General features: G+C 59.8%; 13 protein-coding genes. 4 read left to right on the top strand and 9 right to left on the bottom strand.

The window, feature by feature from the left end:
* Positions 1 to 2: 2 nt before the first annotated feature.
* Both J2046_RS05290 and J2046_RS05285 read right to left on the bottom strand, forming a co-directional pair.
* The gene (locus tag J2046_RS05290) at positions 3 to 959 is read right to left on the bottom strand and encodes an ABC transporter permease (RefSeq protein ID WP_210050077.1); all 957 of its coding nucleotides are present in this window, start codon (positions 957 to 959) and stop codon (positions 3 to 5) included.
* A 207-nt stretch (positions 960 to 1166) separates the two neighbouring features.
* Positions 1167 to 2816, bottom strand: coding sequence for an ABC transporter substrate-binding protein (locus tag J2046_RS05285; protein WP_210050075.1), 1650 nt, complete (start codon positions 2814 to 2816; stop codon positions 1167 to 1169).
* 288 nt (positions 2817 to 3104) lie between these two features.
* Between J2046_RS05285 and J2046_RS05280 the strand changes: the two genes are divergently transcribed.
* From J2046_RS05280 to pdxA, 4 genes are all read left to right on the top strand, one after another.
* Positions 3105 to 4013, top strand: coding sequence for a dihydrodipicolinate synthase family protein (locus J2046_RS05280; RefSeq protein WP_210050074.1), 909 nt, complete (start codon positions 3105 to 3107; stop codon positions 4011 to 4013).
* Between the two features lie 12 nt (positions 4014 to 4025).
* Positions 4026 to 5222 carry a sialidase family protein gene (locus J2046_RS05275; protein WP_210050072.1) on the top strand — a complete coding sequence of 399 codons (1197 nt, stop codon included), beginning with the start codon at positions 4026 to 4028 and terminating at the stop codon, positions 5220 to 5222.
* Positions 5223 to 5444: 222 nt separating this feature from the next.
* Positions 5445 to 6578: an iron-containing alcohol dehydrogenase gene (locus J2046_RS05270; protein ID WP_210050071.1), complete on the top strand. Its 1134-nt coding sequence runs from the start codon at positions 5445 to 5447 to the stop codon at positions 6576 to 6578.
* A gap of 29 nt (positions 6579 to 6607) precedes the next feature.
* On the top strand, positions 6608 to 7588 hold the full coding sequence (gene pdxA, locus J2046_RS05265) for a 4-hydroxythreonine-4-phosphate dehydrogenase PdxA (RefSeq protein WP_210050069.1): 981 nt from the start codon (positions 6608 to 6610) through the stop codon (positions 7586 to 7588).
* Between the two features lie 20 nt (positions 7589 to 7608).
* Here the strand turns inward: pdxA and J2046_RS05260 are convergent, their stop codons facing one another.
* The 7 genes from J2046_RS05260 to J2046_RS05230 all read right to left on the bottom strand — a co-directional run bounded on the left by J2046_RS05260 (position 7609) and on the right by J2046_RS05230 (position 17036).
* A complete protein-coding gene (locus J2046_RS05260; protein WP_210050068.1) occupies positions 7609 to 8631 on the bottom strand; it encodes an LLM class flavin-dependent oxidoreductase in 1023 nt (340 codons plus the stop codon).
* A gap of 146 nt (positions 8632 to 8777) precedes the next feature.
* Positions 8778 to 10367, bottom strand: a complete 1590-nt coding sequence (locus tag J2046_RS05255) for an FAD-dependent monooxygenase (RefSeq protein ID WP_210050066.1) — start codon at positions 10365 to 10367, stop codon at positions 8778 to 8780.
* Between the two features lie 64 nt (positions 10368 to 10431).
* Positions 10432 to 11220 carry an IclR family transcriptional regulator gene (locus J2046_RS05250; RefSeq protein ID WP_210050064.1) on the bottom strand — a complete coding sequence of 263 codons (789 nt, stop codon included), beginning with the start codon at positions 11218 to 11220 and terminating at the stop codon, positions 10432 to 10434.
* Positions 11217 to 13157: a TRAP transporter permease gene (locus J2046_RS05245; RefSeq protein WP_210050063.1), complete on the bottom strand. Its 1941-nt coding sequence runs from the start codon at positions 13155 to 13157 to the stop codon at positions 11217 to 11219. The genes J2046_RS05250 and J2046_RS05245 overlap by 4 nt, the downstream gene beginning before the upstream one ends.
* 6 nt (positions 13158 to 13163) lie before the next feature.
* A complete protein-coding gene (locus J2046_RS05240; protein WP_210050062.1) occupies positions 13164 to 14120 on the bottom strand; it encodes a TAXI family TRAP transporter solute-binding subunit in 957 nt (318 codons plus the stop codon).
* A gap of 181 nt (positions 14121 to 14301) precedes the next feature.
* Positions 14302 to 15990 (bottom strand): ABC transporter permease subunit, encoded by a 1689-nt coding sequence (locus J2046_RS05235; protein ID WP_210050061.1) that lies wholly within the window; start codon positions 15988 to 15990, stop codon positions 14302 to 14304.
* On the bottom strand, positions 15987 to 17036 hold the full coding sequence (locus J2046_RS05230; RefSeq protein WP_210050060.1) for an ABC transporter substrate-binding protein: 1050 nt from the start codon (positions 17034 to 17036) through the stop codon (positions 15987 to 15989). The genes J2046_RS05235 and J2046_RS05230 overlap by 4 nt, the downstream gene beginning before the upstream one ends.
* Between the last annotated feature and the right edge of the window lie 7 nt (positions 17037 to 17043).

Below are 17043 nucleotides of genomic sequence, written 5' to 3'. Positions count from 1 at the left end.
CGTCAGCGGCTCCTCCTGGAATCGTTGGCGCGTGGGTCGAGCATCGGATAGAGGATGTCGACCAGAAGGTTGGAGATCATCACCAGGAAGGAGCCGATCAGGGTGATCGCCAGGATCACCGGATAGTCCGAATTGATCAGCGCCTGCACGGTGAGGCGCCCGAGCCCGGGCAGACCGAAGACCAGTTCCACGAAAATCGCGCCGTTGACGATGGTGATCATGATCAGGCCGAGCTGGGTGACGACGGGGGTCAGTACCGGCCGCAGGATGTGGCGCAGCGCCACCATGATCTCTGGTACGCCCTTGGCGCGGGCGGTGCGGACGAAATCCTCCGACAGAACTTCGATGACGGCGGCCCGTGTCTGGCGCACGATCAGTGCAATCGGCTGGAAAGAGAGGACGACAAGCGGCAGGAGGATGCGCACGTCGAAGATACCGCCCCAGCCATAGGGCACCCTGACGCCGGGCAGGAGAACGATCAGCGCCACCATCAGCAGCGGACCGGCGACATAGGCCGGGATCGCCCAGAGGAAGAGGGCCGAACCCAGAATGGTGTAGTCGATCCTGGTGTTCTGGTTCAGCGCTGCGATCATGCCGAGCGGAATGGCGACCAGCGCCGTGAGGATGACGGAACAGAGGGCAAGCTGGAAGGAGACCGGGGCAGCCGCTTTCACCAATGCCCAGACCGAGCGGCCGGAACTCAGCGAATTGCCGAATTTGCCCTGGGCGAGATTCCAGACATAGTAGGCGAACTGTTCGATGAACGGCTTGTTGAGGCCGGCGCTTTCGCGGATCGCCTCGATGCGTTGCGGGTTATAGGCCACATCGCCCGGTGCACGCAGAAAAATCAGCTTGATCGGATCGCCCGCGCCGTAAAAAGCCAGCGCATAGACCGCCAGCATAACGAGCAGGACCGACGGGATCCAGATCGCAAATCGTGTCGCAACATAACGCAGCATCGCCGAAAATCCTCCCGCATAGGGCCGGAAACCGGTGGCGATGGCGGTTTCCTGACGCTTTCATGCCGTTTCTTCCGCGAGCGCGCAGCCGCTGCGAAACATTCAGAGCCTCCCGCACCGGCGGAAGGCAATGCGCGGAAACTGGTGCTCCGCGCATCGCACTCTTGCGGGCCTTGCAATCGGCCCGCGTCTCGATCGATTGCCGCTTTAACCGATCGAAATCTCCCAGGGCCGCGCCACTTGCCAATCCAGGTTCTTGTCGATGCCCTTGACCTCGCTGGTCGCCCAGCGCGACATGGCCTGAGCATACCAGGGAATGAAGACCCAGTCCTCGCGGAAAGCTTTCTGGGCCTCTTGTGCAAGCTCCACGCGCTTCGGGTCGTCGACCGCCTTGGCCGAAGCCTCAACAAGCGCCGCATCGACTTTCGGGTTCTCGTAACCCCCGAGTTTGTTCTGTGCATTGGAAGAGGCCGAGGCGATCGAGCCCTGCAGGTAGGAGACTGCATCCGGCACGCGGGTGCCGACGTCGTCGCGGAAGATCTGCACGGCGTTCTGGTCGGGGCCGGCATAGGCATCCTGCTGCGGCTTCATATCCACCGCCGTAATGCCGAGGTTCTGGCGCCACTGTTCGGCGATGAATTGCGCCGCGGCTTCGATCGCCGGGCCGGAAATACCGACAAAGAGGAGCTTCGGAAGCCGTTCCGGGCCGCCGTATTTCGATTCGGCCAGCAGCCTCTTTGCCGCTGCCGGATCGTAGGGAAAGGGTTCGAAGCCGGAATTTTCCGCGCCCGGCACGGAGTTAAGAATCTGATCGGTCTTCCCGTGTGGCCCGTCCGGGTAGGAGGCTTTCATCAGGCCATCGCGGTCGACGGCCATGATCAGCGCCTGCCGAACCTTCGGGTCATCCATCGGCGCACGAGACGTGTTGAACCAGAAATGCTGACTGGTGGGGATGATTGGACCGGAGGAGAATTCGGGACCGAGATCCTGCACGATCGTGGAGGTGACAAGTTCCGTATGAGCGTTGAACTCGCCCGACTTAATCAGCGAGGTCGCTGTGATGTTGTCCTCAATCGAGGTGATCTCGATCCGCGCCAGCTTGGGCTTCGGTCCAAAGAAATTCTCGTTCGGTTCGAAGGTGAGCTTGCCGGCATCAAGGTCGATCTCGGTCAGCTTGAACGGACCGGAATAGACTGCATCATTATCCGGCATGTACCAGTCCTGGATCTCTTCGCCATCGTCTCCGCGCGACTGGGATGCCTTGGTGATCGGCGCGATATGATTTGCAACGCGCATGAAGAAGATCGGATCAGCTTCCGAAAGCGTGACGACGATCGTGCCTTCATCCGGCGTCGCGATGCCGGCAAGCTCTTGCGCGCTGCCGCCGCTGACATCCGCATAACCGGCAACCTTGGCCAGCACCTGATCGGCGCGCTGGTTCTTGGTGTTCGGCATGGCCGAGACGTTCCAGGAGCCTTTGACGTCCGCCGAGGTGATCTTGCTGCCGTCCGAGAAGGTTGCCTTGGGATCGATCTTGAAGGTCCAGACCTTGCCGCCTTCCGACGGCGACCAGCTGGTAAAGACATAGGCGTGGATCTCGCCCTTCTCATCGAAATACATGGGCGAGGCCCACCAGATCGAGTTCCAGCGATAAGGAACGCCGCCGCCGCGAAGAGGCGACCAATCCTGATTGAAAGCGGGATTGGCGACTTTGAGTATCTGGCCTTCCTGCGCGATTACGATGTGCGCGTTACCGCCGAAAACCGATGCGGCGATCGTCGCGCCAATGCCGAGTTTCAGCGCGTCGCGCCGCGAAAACTGCGCGGCTGCTGCAGAATCGTCTTCCCTCTTGGTCATCCCTACCTCCCATGTGGAAAAATGCGTACCGTTCCTCCTGGCCGCAAGATGCGCTAGATTTGCGCGATATTGTAAATATGTCAATGTTATTTCTTGGGTTTTCTGTGTGCCGTGGAAGTCTTCAGAAAATATTTTGTAAATTCAATATGTTGCAATAATTGTCTCTGTCCTTGTAGCGTTTGTTTGTTGACAACTATCGATTTTTGACGTCAAAAAGCGGCATCCATATGCTCTACGAGCGATGGTTCAACCGGCCAATTCCAGAGCGGGTTGGAATCGGGAGGTTACATGTCAAATAATCATGTCATCAAAGGCGTCTTCTGCGCGGCGGCAACGCCGATGAATGCGGATTATTCGCCCGATCTTGGCTTGTTTGCCACTCATTGCAAGCGCTTGCTTTCCGATGGTTGTCACGGCATCGCGCTGCTTGGTACGACCGGGGAGGCGAATTCGTTCTCGATTGCTGAGCGGCGGACGATTCTCGAAGCGGCTCTTGCCGCTGGCGTTGCGCCGGGGGAGTTGATGCCGGGCACGGGGCTGGTCTCGGTTCCGGATGCCGTGGAACTGACCAGGCACGCCTTGTCTCTTGGTGTGACAAAGGTCGTCATGCTTCCGCCTTTTTATTATAAGGGCGTGAGCGATGATGGTCTGTTCGCCGCCTATTCGCAGATCATTGAAAAGATCGGCGATGCCCGTCTTCAGATCGTGCTCTATCATATCCCGCAGGTCTCCGGCGTGCCGCTGTCGCTGCCGCTGATCCAGCGCCTCGTTGCTGCTTTCCCGAAGACGGTCGTGGGTATCAAAGATTCGGCCGGCGAACTTGCCAATATGCAGGCGATCGCGGCGGCCTTGCCGGATTTCTCGGTATTTGCGGGCGCTGATCCGCTGATGCTGCCGCTCCTGAAGTCAGGCGGCGCAGGCTGCATTACGGCGACTTCCAACATTGTGGCAGATTCTCTAAGGGTCATCTTCGACGATGTCGCCAATCCGGCCATGGCCGTCGAAGTCGAAGCGGCGCAGGCGCGCATCAACGCCTATCGCACGCTCTCCAATTCCTATGTGCAGATTCCGACGATCAAGGCGATGCTAGAACTGAAGACGGACGAGGCTGGCTGGCGTCGCGTGCGTCCACCTTTGACGGCGCTTTCGGAGACGGACTTTGCCGATCTTTCCGCAAGATATCGCGGCTTGCAATAAGCGATTGATCTTATGACGTTTACAGCTCTCAATCCCGCTGAGGTGCCGGCCCTGATGACCGGTGAAATCCGCTCGAATGCCGGGAGCGCCGGTCGCTCCGATGCCTACCTTACATCGCCTTGCATGCAGAATCATGCTGCAAACCTCGCCTTCCTGGCGGATGGGACACTCACGTGCGTCTGGTTCGGGGGCACGATGGAAGGCATGGGTGATATTTCGGTCTACATGTCCCGTCTTGCGCCGGGAGCAAAAACATGGTCGCAAGCGGAGAAGCTCAGCGACGATCCCGCCAAATCCGAGCAGAACCCGCTGATCTTCACGGCGCCTGATGGCAAGGTGTGGCTGCTCTATACCTCGCAAACATCCGGCAATCAGGACGGCGCAGTTGTCAAGAAGTGTATCTCTGCTGATGGTGGTCGTACGTTCGGGACGCCCGAGATTCTCTGCGACATTCCCGGCACGTTCATCCGCCAGCCGATCATCGTGAATAATCACGGCACCTGGCTTCTGCCGGTCTTCCGCTGCCTGACGGAAATCGGTCGCCGCTGGACGGGCGATATCGATAGGGCCGCCGTGCTGGTCTCCCAGGATGCCGGCAAAAGCTGGCGGATGGTCGAAGTGCCCGACAGCATCGGCGCCGTGCATATGAATATCGTGCCGCTGCAGGGCGGGGAGATGGTGGCCTTTTATCGCAACCGTTTTGCGACCCGGATTCTGCGCAGCTGCTCCGGCGACGGTGGTCTGACCTGGAGTGCGCCGGAGGCAACCGAGTTTCCCAACAACAATTCGTCCATTCAGGCAACGCGCCTGAAAGATGGCGGGATTGCAATGGTTTACAATCACTCCGATGCGACTATGTCGGATGCCCGCAGGCATTCGCTTTACGATGAAATCGAAGGTTCCGAGAGTAGTGGAGCGGCGGCAGATGTTGAAGCGGCGTCCCGTCCGGGCGGTGCTGTCTGGGGCGTGCCACGTGCGCCGCTCAGCCTTGCGATCTCGCGTGATGGCGGCGCGACATTTCCGAGACGCTTCGACCTCGACACGGGCGACGGTTACTGTCTCAGCAATAATTCGACCGACATGCTGAATCGGGAGTTTTCCTACCCGTCAATCGTCGAAGAAGCGGATGGAACCTTGCATGTCGCCTACACCTACTTCCGACGGGCCATCAAATATGTGCGGCTGGACAGATCTTTTTTGGAGATTTGACAATTCAGAGCATTGGCGCCGCAGGTCTGGAGTGCGACCTTCTCGCCCGGTTCAGGCCGGGTGTTCGATCTTTCCAGTTCATATTGCTTATTAGAAGTCTGCTGAGGACGCCGGCAAAGTGGGAAAAGCCTACTCGTCGCTTGCCAAGTTTGCTCAATGGATATAACAACTTTACATCTATAGGCGCGAGGCGCTCCGCCCGCATGGGAAGAGGTGAAGCGGATGAACACCCTGAGCATGCCGATCTCCATGATCCGGCCGCCGGTGATCGAATTCGGTGTGGGGACGGCGGAACGCCTTGGCGTCTGGGCCGCCCAGCGGAAATATCGCCGTATTCTGGTCATCTCGGATGCGTTCAACGCGTCGCGAACGAACCTGCTCGGTCTTGCAGGTGAGGTTACGGTGTTCGGCGAGGTGCGTGCCGAGCCGGATATCGAGGACCTGGCGGGCGTATTGGCAGCAGCCGATCAGGCAAATGCCGAACTTATCGTTGGCTTCGGCGGGGGGAGCGCCATGGACCTTGCCAAGCTCGCGGCGGTGCTTTCCGGTTCGAGGCAGACGCTTGCCGATGTGGTTGGCGTCGGCAAGGTCGTCACGCCGCGCCGCGCCGCACTTGCGCAAGTGCCGACGACCTCGGGTACGGGGAGCGAAGCCGGCATCCGCGCACTGGTCACCGATCCGGTTACCCAAAGCAAGCTCGCAGTCGAAAGCATCCATATGCTTGCCGATATCGCGGTCATCGATCCGGCACTCACCTTCACCGTGCCGCCCAAGGTTACCGCCGCCACCGGCGTCGATGCCATGGCTCATTGCGTCGAGGCCTTCACCAACCGGAAATCCCATCCGGTGATCGATCTTTATGCAATCGAGGGCGTACGGCTCGTCGGGCGTTATCTGGCTCGGGCCGTGGCCGAGGGTGATGACGCGGAAGCACGTGCCGGTCTGTCACTTGCCTCGCTCTACGGCGGATACTGTCTTGGCCCGGTCAACACGGCGGCGGGCCATGCACTTGCTTATCCGCTCGGTACGCGCTGGCATATGGCGCATGGCGCGGCGAATGCGCTGATCTTTCCGCATGTACTCGCATTCAATACGCCGGCCGTGCCGGAAAAGACGGCAATGATCCTCGAAGCGCTCGGCCTCAGGCAGCCGAACACCATCGGTTCAGTCTTCGAGGCAGCGCATGCCTTTTGCGCCTCGCTCGATATCGAGATGAGGCTCTCCAAAATCGGCGTGCCGGATACGGATCTCGGTATCATGGCCGATGATGCTTTTTCTATCCGCCGTCTTCTCGACAACAATCCGCGCGACATGTCTCGCGCTGATATCCTGGCGATCTACGAAGCTGCATATTAAGACGGGCTTTAGGAGAAGGGCATCCAATCATGAGCAAGGACACACGTATCGCGATCACGCTGGGCGATCCGGCGGGCGTGGGGCCTGAGGTCATCGTCAAGGCGCTGACGGCTTTGCCGGAGATTGAACGCGCGAACTTCACGGTGGTTGGCAATATCGAAGCATTGGAGCGCGCCAACAGGTCCTGCGGCACCGCGCTTGCTTTTTCCACTTCACCCAGGGCAGGTGCGATCGCGGTCGATGAGGTGGAGATCGATGGCGCGATGCCCGATATTGGCAAGGTAAGCCTTGTCGCAGGTGATGCCTCGGTGCGCTATATCCGTCGGGCAGTGGAGCTTGCGCTTGCGCGAGACGTGGATTGTATCGTCACCGCACCAATCAACAAGGAGGCGATGAATCTCGCCGGTCATCATTACGACGGCCATACGGGCCTGCTCGCGCATCTGACCGGTTCGAAAAGCTCGTTCATGCTGCTCGCCTCCGAACGGCTCAACACGATCCATGTCTCCACCCATATCTCGCTGCGCGGCGCGATCGAGCGGGCGAAGACGGAGCGGGTGCTAGCGACGATAGAGGCGGGACATCAGCATTTCCTGCGGATCGGCAAAAAGGCGCGTATTGCGGTCGCCGGTCTCAATCCGCACTGCGGCGAGAGCGGTCTTTTCGGCACCGAGGATACGGAATTCCTGGCGCCTGCCGTCCAACAGGCCCGCGCAAAGGGCATTGATGTGGTCGGGCCGATTTCGGCGGATACGGTCTTCGCCCGGGCGTATAACGGCGCCTTCGATCTCGTCGTGGCGCAATATCACGACCAGGGTCACATCCCGATCAAGCTTGTGGCGTTCGACAGCGCCGTCAATGTCTCGCTCGGCCTGCCGATCGACCGTGTTTCGGTGGATCACGGCACGGCATTCGATATCGCAGGCACCGGAAAGGCGAACCACGTCAACATGCTGTCTGCCATTTCCTATGCTCGGCTGATCGCAACCAGCCGAGCCAATGCTTTGTAACTGCCGTTCGCGAACGAACCTTAGCGCCAGCCAAGAGCCGGGGCAACGTGGGTCAGGATGGCTTCTATGACATGCGCGTTGTAGTCGACGCCGAGCTGGTTGGGGACAGTCAAAAGCAGCGTGTCAGCCTCCGCAATCGCCTCATCCTTCGCCAGTTGCTCGATAAGGACATTCGGCTCGGCGGCGTAACTGCGGCCGAAGATCGCCCGGGTCTTTTCGTCGATGAAGCCGATCTTGTCGTCGTTATCGTTTCCATACCCGAAGTAGGCACGGTCGCGGTCATCGACCAGCGCAAAGATGCTGCGGCTGACTGATACCCGCGGCTCGCGTGCGTGACCGGCGGTCTTCCATGCCTCGCGGAAGGCTCGAATCTGGTCGGCCTGCTGAACGTGGAATGGAAGTCCGCTCTCGTCATCCTTGAGTGTGGAACTCTGCAGGTTCATGCCAAGCTTGGCCGCCCAAGCAGCGGTGGCGTTCGAGCTTGCTCCCCACCAGATGCGCTCCCGCAGACCTTCCGAATGCGGTTCGATGCGCAGCAGGCCGGGAGGATTGGGAAACATCGGCCGCGGATTGGGTTGAGCAAAACCTTCGCCTTGCAGCACTTCGAGCAAAACCTCTGCATGTCGACGGGCCATATCGGCATCGGTCTGGCCCTCGGGCGGGACGTAACCGAAATAGCGCCATCCATCGATCACCTGCTCAGGCGATCCACGGCTGATGCCAAGCTGCAGGCGCCTACCGGCGATGATGTCGGCCGCGCCTGCGTCCTCGGCCATGTATAGCGGGTTCTCATAACGCATATCGATGACCGCTGTGCCGATCTCGATGCGGCTGGTCTTCGCGCCGATTGCCGCCAGCAACGGGAATGGCGAGCCGAGCTGGCGGGCGAAATGATGTACACGGAAATATGCCCCGTCAGCTCCCAGGTCCTCGGCCGCGACGGCGAGGTCTATGGACTGCAGAAGCGCGTCGGATGCCGACCGCGTCTGCGATTGGGGCGAGGGCGACCAATGCCCGAACGATAGGAAGCCGATCTTTTTCATGATCCCGTCGCGTAAAAGGTTTTGCCGGTGCAGCTTCCGCTTCTTGGCACAATTCCGGCTCGGGATATAGGTGTGACGCCGCTACAGAGCGTTCACACTTTCCAGGCCAGCCTCCAATCCAATTCTTGAGCGCTCATTTCGGGCCTTCACTGCCGTCCAACTGCCTTTCGCAGGATAGCCTCCGGTGAAGGAGGTGTGTCGTTGGAAGACCACGCGACAAATTGGTCGGGCCGCACAAGAATGTAGCGAGCATCATATTTCTCTCGCCCATCAGCCCGGTTGTCGGAGATGATTTCCAGCGGCAGATACATCATTTCTGCGGCTTTCGAGAAGGCCGCTATGCTTCTGACATCTCCATCGAAAGCAAGCAGCGTGAACCCCGGTCCAAGAACTTCAAAGACATTGCGCCCGTCCGACAGTATTTGTGGCGAAAGATGGTGGCCAGGACGGGCGGTGAATTCATGCCCGCCGATGGCGCCAGTCTTTCCACCCGGGGGGCCGAAGATAACCGGCGAGCCGCAGTAGTTTGGCTCGAAGGCATTTACCTCAGCTCTGGCTCCTGACCCTCGTGCCGCCCATTCCGTTTCGAAGGCGGCCTTGTCGCGCGCCGGATCATATTTTTCCAGGAAGTCGCGGTCGCTGTAGATCGCCTTCTCGATAAAATCGCCGGCAGTAGAGGCAAAGACCGGCCGACGCTCCTGATCATAGCTTTCGAGGACGTCCGGCCCGGCCCAGCCTTGAAGAACCGCCGCAAGCTTCCATCCGAGATTGCGGGCATCTTCGAAGCCGGTGTTGATGCCGTAACCGCCATAGGGAGGATGGCTGTGAGCGGCATCGCCGGCGATATAAACCCGCCCGCGACCATAGCTGTCGGCGTTAGCGAAACGCAGATCCCAGAAGCCTATGTAATCAAAGGCGATGTCGAATTTTGCGCCGGCCGCCCTGTGCAGATAGGAGGCGAAATCGAAATTGTCCTTCGTCGTGCCCGCCGGGACCGGCGCGTGGAAGAACCAGCTATTGCCGAGATCGACGCGGCCAAAGAACTGCCAATAGCCCTTCAATTCCGGATGAAGCACATTGTAGAAGGATTTGCCGGGGAATCGTTTTAACAGTTCATGAAGGCCGCTGGAGCGAAAGACCAGGAGAGCCATCAGCCGATCATGGTCCGAGAGCGTCTGGGTAATGCCGGCTTTTTCCCGCACCATCGAACGGCTGCCGTCGCAGCCGACGACATAATCGGCATGGAGCACGCAGCGCTCGGCCCCATCGCGCCGAGCCATAGTAACCGAAACACCTTCCGGATCTTCCGCTATATCCTCAGCGTTCCATCCGTAGAAACACTCAACGTCACGTAATGCTTTCACGCGCTCGCGCAGCACCTCCTCGGTCCGGTATTGCGGCAGCCGCTCATTGTCGGTGAAGTAATAGGGCCGCACGAGTTCGCGCTGTAGCCAGTCATAGTGATAGTCGCCGAGGAGCGTGCCATATGCAGTCAGCCCACCGATGCCGTATTCCTTCGGCACTGCCCGGGCCGCTCTCAGCGATTGTTCTGCGCCCCAGAAGTAGAAATGCTCCATTGTCCGCTGAGTGAGGTTTTGTCCCTTGGGCACTTGCTGCGGTGAGGGATAACGCTCGACGATGATTGTGTGAATTCCTCGCTGGCCCAGTTCGATCGCAAGTCCCGTCCCAACCGGACCACCGCCTACAATAATTACCTGCGCTTGTCTTTCCTGCATCTCGCTTTGTCCTCCCGCTTCCGAAGATGCGAGGCCGATGCGATCAAGTCAATGCAAAGTCTCTCTATATGAGATTATGATTTTCATTGCTGTGGCGGTGCGATGCCAGCATCTGGCTTATATCCTTTCCCACGGATCTGACGTTTCGGCCGATCTCATCGATGGTCGAGCCATCGACAAGGCTGCCGGAAATGGTGACGCAAACGCTGGCAATGGGGCTGCGACCCACATCGAAGACCGGTGCGGCGATGCCAACCACACCTGGCGTGACCTCGCCATAGGCAACAGCAAAGCCCGCCTTCTTCACGCGTTTCAGGCTCTCGTATACCTCTTCGATGGTGCTGCCGAGGCCAATGGACTTCATATCGTCCAAATTGCGCTCGACGATCGGCAGAAGGCGCCGGCGAGGCAGGAACGAAATAATCGAGCGGGCAATCGCGCCTTTGGTCAGCGGCATCGGGCGGCCACGCGGGTAGCTGCTGATAGGGTTCCTGACGGAGTTGCGGGAGTCGACGCAGAGGATCTTGTCGCCATACCAGCGCAAGAGAAGAGCGGTGCAGTTGTATCGGTGAGTGAGATTCTGGAGGTGTTGAGCGCCAGAGAGGATGAGCGTGTCCGACTTTCTCAGAAGATAGTCCAGCTCGACGATTTTAGGTCCCAGCGTAAAGCCAGTATTCGGCATGGAGGTCAAAAGCCCGGCCGCCTTCAGGATCTTCAGATAACGGTAGAGCGTGGGGCGGGCGTAACCCAGGACCTCCATCATTTCTTCCGGCGTCCATTCCAATCTATCTTCGGAGAAAAGCCCCAGCACGGCCTGCAGACGTTCGAGACTGTTGACCGATTTTTCCGTCAAGATGCAGCCTGTTCCATGAGTTTCTTGCCATCGACGTAGGCATATGCCATGGCGGCGATCCCAACGACAAGTCCCGCCGCATCGGTATAGAGGGCGCCTGTAAAGGCGTCGGCGGGAATGAGTGCCAGAATGCCGGCGATAGCAAAGATGATGCGCATGATGATCGAGAGGCGGGCCGTGAAATAACCGGCGAGCGCGGAGGAAACCAGCCAGACACCGAAGGCTGCGGTGATCACGGCCCAGATAACCGACGTTGTATCGCCGATCATGAGCAGGCTCGGGGAATAGGCGAACATGAAAGGAATGACGAAAGCAATCCAGCCGAACTTGCAGGACGCGATGCCGGTCTTGATCGGATCGGCCTTTGCAATGCTTGCGGCCGCGAAGGCGGCAAGCGCGATCGGCGGCGTGATCATCGACATCATGCCGAAATAGAGCACGAAGAGATGAGCGGCCATGGGAGGCAGTCCGACCTCGACAAGGGCAGGCGCTACCAGCGAGGCGAGGAGCACATAAACGGCGAGCGTCGGTAGGCCCATGCCAAGGATGATGCAGACAATTGCCGACATGAGGAGCAGTACGATCGCGCTGCCGCCGCCGAGCTGAACCAGAGCGTAAGTGAGATTGAAGCTGAGGCCTGTCATATTCATCACGCCGATGACGATACCAGCCGCGGCTGAGATGACGATAATCTCGACGACCGCCTCGCCGGCCTCGATGATCGTCGCAGACAGCGCTCGGACCGACGCTCGTACACGGTCGTAACCGAACATCGCTCCTGTCACCACCACCGAGCCGCAGGCAAGAAAGGCAGCCTTTTCCGGCTGCCAGTTCATCCAAAAGAGAGCGTAGATCAGCAACGCGAACGCGATCAGGAAATGCAGTCCGCCGAGGATCGTCCAGCCGTTTGGGATATCCTCCTCCGGTGCGCTCGTGATGCCGAGCTTGGCAGCATCGAGGTCGGCCTGAATGAACAAGGCGCCATAATAAAGCAAGGCGGGTATGAGTGCCGCCAGTGCTACGTCGGCATAGGATACCTGCAGGAACTCTGCCATCAGGAAGGCCGCGGCGCCCATTACCGGGGGCATTAACTGTCCACCGGTCGAGGCGACGGCCTCGATCGCACCGGCTTTGTGGGCGGGATATTTATCCCGCTTGATCATCGGGATGGTAACGACGCCGGTCGCGACCACGTTGGCGACCGCAGAGCCGGAAATCGATCCGAACAGGGCGGAGGCGGCAACCGCGATCTTCATCGAGCCGCCGCGATATCGACCCATGGAAAAAAGCGCGGCATCGGTGAAGAATCTTGCGCCCCCGGTTGCACCGAGCAAAGCTCCAAAGAAAATGAATGCCACGACGATCGTGGCGCCGACCGATATCGACAGGCCGAAGATGCCGTTGACGTCATAGGCCATGTAGCCGGCAAGCTTTTGCCAGTCCTGTGGCCGGCCGGCGAGACGGCCGGGAACGAAATTGCCAAACATGCCGTAGAGCAGAAACGCGACGATGATGATCACAAGCATCCAGCCGGTCGAGCGGCGGAGGCCTTCCAGCAGAAGTAAGAGCAGGATGATCCCCGGCAGCCATGCCTCGATCGGACGCATGAATATCTGGTTTACAACGGCTGGATAATTCCAGGCGATATAGGCGGAAGCCGCGGCGCTGAGGACGGCACCGATCGCGTCATACCACGGCATTGCGCCGGAGCGCTTGTCGCGGCCAGGCGTATAGATCATGAAGGTAAGTGGCAGAGTGAGGGCAAGCACGACGGCCAGGAACTGCTGGGGGTAGTAGGATACCCCCAGCATTCGCGGCGCGTCCAATGACCACAGCATTGCACTCAACGTGATGGCCGCCGCAAGCACCGCTGCGACCGGCTTCCAGAGACCTGCGGGAACGCCCAAAGCGGGCTCCCTCATGCGTTCGACGGCCATTACGCATCATCCCTTCCAGAGACCAGCTTCCTTGTAGAACTTGATGGCGCCGGGGTGATACTCACCCGGCGCCGTCTCACCGACCATCGCTTTCGGGTCAAATTCGGCAAATGGCGGGAAGGCCGCTTGCATGGAGGCTTTGCTATCGTAGAGGACTTTCGTCATCTTGTAGACGACGTCTTCGCTGACGGCTGCGTTGGTGAACACGAGCTGCGGATAGGCAATGAAAGTGCCGGGTTCCAGGACGCCGGGGTTGGCCGGACCGGGTTCCATCTTGACGACATACCCGGACTTCCAGTGTTGTCGGATCGCTGCCTTTGCTTCCTCCGTATCCGGGATGGTCAGCGCCCGGATGCCGCCAACGGCCGCGTCCGCTTCGCGCACCTTTCCGGCGCCATGCGCGAAGATAAAACCGACACTCTGGCCCGCGATGAAGGCATCTGCGCCCGCTACGACGCTGGGCACTTGCACCGATTGCATATCCTTTCGCGACAGGCCGACAGTAGCATAGATGGCATCGAGCTGCGGCAGGATGGTTTGTTGCGCCGTATAGCCGTCCACCATCGGCTTACCCTTGAGATCGGCGGTCGTTTTTATGTCGCTGCTTGCCTTGACGAAGATCGCTTCTCTGATCGGCATGATCAGGCCGACGACCCGTAGGTTCTCGTTGACGCTGCCCTGGAACCAAGCTTCGCCCTTCAGGGCGTTGTTGAATTCCTCAAGGTTGCCGACGCCGAATTCGACGTCGTTCTGATTGACGAGAGGCATATATTGGTTGGGGCTGGTTGCCGGTTGGATCGTCGTGTTGAGGCCGGCATCGTTGGCGGCTTTTGCGACAGCCGTGCCGATATTGTGGAAGATCGAACCGGGATTCGACGTGGCAATGCCGACGGTTTGCGCCGAGGCATGGCCAGAAAGGATCAGCCCGGCCGTAAGGACGGCTGAGAGCATCAGCTTCTTCATTGATTGTTCCTCCTCGCTTGTTCTCCTCCATCGGCCAAGCATACCGATGTAAAATCTCAATAAGAGAGATTACGGATCAATCTTGTCGCGCGACTGGTGTTTTTACAAGCCCTTTTCTCGGATGGCATAATATTCGACACTCGCCTTTGTCCGCCGGTGGAGCGTTGGCCTGGATCTTCTCTCACCGCGCATAGAGGCGATCCAGGCGCACCACTCTGCCCACCAGCGTCAGGGCGATGACCGTGAAGAGGATCAGCACGGCAGAAATTGCGTGCGCGGTCGGTTCCAGGCTGAAGGTCGATTCCGCATAGATACGGACCGGCAGCGTCGTTAGGCGGGCCGTGGTCAGGAAGCTCGTCACCGTGACCTCGCCGAAACTGAGGAGGAAGCCGACGATTCCGGCCGCGAACAGGCCCGGCGCAAGACCCGGCATGATGACCAGCAGGAAACGCCTGATCGGGTTCGCTCCAAGACTTGAGGCCGCTTCCTCTTGGGCACGGTCGAGTGCCATGACGGACGTGGTCAGCAGAGTGATCGCAAACGGCAGGATCACGATCACATGGATGGCGACCAGGCCGAGGAAGGGCGGTATCATGAGGTAAAGCTGGAGAAGCCGCAGCATGCCGACGCCGATCGCCACATGCGGCAGCGAGAGCGGCAGGAGCCAGAAGGCGAGGAGGACGGACCGGCCCTTGAAAGGGAACCGTGCCAGAGCGAATGCCGCCGGCAAGGCAAGGGCGATCGCCACCAGCATGGAGGTGACCGCAAGCTTCACCGAGACCCAGAACGCATCCGCATAGGTGCCGGCGAAAAAGACCTGTTCATACCATTTGAGCGTGAAGCCCCGGAAGCCGGCGGCCGTCGCCTGCGGCACGTCGTTGAAGCTCTGGACGCAGACGAGCACGAGCGGCAGCAGGAGAAGCAGAAGTGCCGCGACCAGCAGAAGCTTCGAGACGACCGGTCCGAGGATGTCGATCACCGGCACGAGCCAGCGCGGAATGCTCAGAGGCCGGCTGGGCCTGGCCTTCAGCCAAGGCATCAGGCGGTTGAGCGCAACGGTGCACAGAGCCGCGAAGGCCAGGCTCGTGATGGTCATGGTGACGGCCAGCGCCGAAGCAAGGGGGGCATTGAGATTCTTGATCGCCTCCTGGAGCACGAGCATGCCCGTCGTCCAGACCTTCTTGCCGCCGAGCAGGGTGGCGGACACATAGGCCGTCGACGCCATCAGGAAGACGATGATCGCGCCTGAGCGCAGCCCCGGCAACGAAAGCGGCAGGTCGACGGTGAGGAACCGCACCGCCGGAGACGCGCCGAGGCTTTCAGCGGCCTCATGGACGCGGGGCGACGTGTTCTGCAGATTGTCGTAAAGTGCCAGAACCATGAATGGCAGGAAGACCTGCGCCAGCGCGACGGCGACCGCGCCATGGGTGAAGAGCATGTTCCTTGCCGGCGGAATGCCGAAGAACCCTGTCACGGTGTTGATCAGGCCTTCGGGCGCGAGCAGCAGGATGATGCCGAGCGATCGAACGACGACGTTGGTCAATAACGGTATGAGGATGACCGAGAATGCGAGGGCGCGATATTTGACCGGCATGCGCGCCAGCCAGTGGGCGAGCGGATAACCGAGCAGCGCGGTCAGCACGGTCACGCCGATGCCGAGAAGCACGGTTTCGGAGACGACGCCGTAATAGAAGCCGTCGGAGACGATATCGCTGTATTGCGCAAGCGACGGCGCCATGAATATGGGGCCGAACGGGTCCGGATACTCGTGCAGGGACAACACGAGTACCACGAGCATCGGTGCTGCGAAGGAAAGCAGCAGCCACAGGGTGACCGGCGCAGCGAGCGCCGGTCCTATCCATCGGTTCATCCGGCGATCTCCCGGTCGTAGCGGGCCTGCCATTTCGCGCGGCTGGCGTTGATGACGTCCCAGTCGAAATCGACAAGCTTGCTCACCTGCTCGTCGCCGAGAATGAGCTTCGGTTTCAGATCATCCGGCACGGTGACGTTGCTGACGGTTGGCGAGTAGTAGATCTCGCGGGCATAGGCCAGCATGCAGGGCTCCGAAAGGTGGAGGTTGATCCACTCCTCGGCGAGTTTCTGGTTCTTGGTGCCCTCGGTGATGCAGGCGACGTTCATCGCGAGAGCCTGTCCCTCGGCCGGAGATGCGATTTCAATATTCGGGTTGCGGCTTTCTACATAGGAGCGGGTAAAGCTGCCGAATTCCACCGACAGATCGCAGAGACCCTGGTCGAACATTTCAAAGAGCTGCGCCTGGCTGGCCTGGATGGCGGCGAAGGGCTTGAGTTCCTTGACCTTGTCGACGACGAGGTCAAAGTCCTTCTCGGTGCCACCCCAGGCTCTAGCGGTCATCATCAGAGCCGAAATGCCTTCGGCGCCGAGCCCGTCCGGCCAGGCGATGCGGCCCTTCCATTCCGGGTTCCACATGTCCTTCCAAGACGTGATCGGCTTTGAGGCCTTGCGCTTGTCATAGACGATCGTGCAGGGGTTGAAGGCAACGCCGTAGCCGCCCTTGCGCGCGCTCGGGTAAAGCGCCTCGAAGTTCTTGACGGCAGGCGTCGGGGCCTGGGTTACGCCGTCCTTCACGGCCTGGCGGCTTTCGTAGATGTTGAGATAGATGACATCGAAGCTCGGGCGGCCGCGCTCGGCATAGGCGCGGGCGCGCCGGTCGCCGGTGCCGCCGAGAACGTAGCTGACCTTGCAGCCGTATTTCTCGACCAGCGGCTTCTCGACATGTTCCTTGACGATTTTCTCCTGGGCGCCGCCCCAGATCCCGACGACCAGTTCGTCGCCTTTCTTGGGTTCCTGTGCTGCCGCGGGTCGGATGATGTGGGACGGTGCGGCAAGACCGGCACCGAGAGCGAGCTTGTTGAATGCACGACGCGAAAGAGTCATCTGAAGT

The organism is Neorhizobium petrolearium, from assembly GCF_017873175.1.
GTDB lineage: Bacteria > Pseudomonadota > Alphaproteobacteria > Rhizobiales > Rhizobiaceae > Neorhizobium > Neorhizobium petrolearium.
The sequence above is the reverse complement of the archived record's forward strand: the minus strand, read 5'-3'. Positions and strand labels throughout refer to the sequence as shown.

Bases quoted from the DNA above. Each gene is read 5' to 3' on its own strand.
- J2046_RS05290 (WP_210050077.1), bottom strand. From the start codon at position 959: ATGCTGCGTTATGTTGCGACACGATTTGCGATCTGGATCCCGTCGGTC.
- J2046_RS05285 (WP_210050075.1), bottom strand. From the start codon at position 2,816: ATGACCAAGAGGGAAGACGATTCTGCAGCAGCCGCGCAGTTTTCGCGG.
- J2046_RS05280 (WP_210050074.1), top strand. From the start codon at position 3,105: ATGTCAAATAATCATGTCATCAAAGGCGTCTTCTGCGCGGCGGCAACG.
- J2046_RS05275 (WP_210050072.1), top strand. From the start codon at position 4,026: ATGACGTTTACAGCTCTCAATCCCGCTGAGGTGCCGGCCCTGATGACC.
- J2046_RS05270 (WP_210050071.1), top strand. From the start codon at position 5,445: ATGAACACCCTGAGCATGCCGATCTCCATGATCCGGCCGCCGGTGATC.
- pdxA (WP_210050069.1), top strand. From the start codon at position 6,608: ATGAGCAAGGACACACGTATCGCGATCACGCTGGGCGATCCGGCGGGC.
- J2046_RS05260 (WP_210050068.1), bottom strand. From the start codon at position 8,631: ATGAAAAAGATCGGCTTCCTATCGTTCGGGCATTGGTCGCCCTCGCCC.
- J2046_RS05255 (WP_210050066.1), bottom strand. From the start codon at position 10,367: ATGCAGGAAAGACAAGCGCAGGTAATTATTGTAGGCGGTGGTCCGGTT.
- J2046_RS05245 (WP_210050063.1), bottom strand. From the start codon at position 13,157: ATGGCCGTCGAACGCATGAGGGAGCCCGCTTTGGGCGTTCCCGCAGGT.
- J2046_RS05240 (WP_210050062.1), bottom strand. From the start codon at position 14,120: ATGAAGAAGCTGATGCTCTCAGCCGTCCTTACGGCCGGGCTGATCCTT.
- J2046_RS05235 (WP_210050061.1), bottom strand. From the start codon at position 15,990: ATGAACCGATGGATAGGACCGGCGCTCGCTGCGCCGGTCACCCTGTGG.
- J2046_RS05230 (WP_210050060.1), bottom strand. From the start codon at position 17,036: ATGACTCTTTCGCGTCGTGCATTCAACAAGCTCGCTCTCGGTGCCGGT.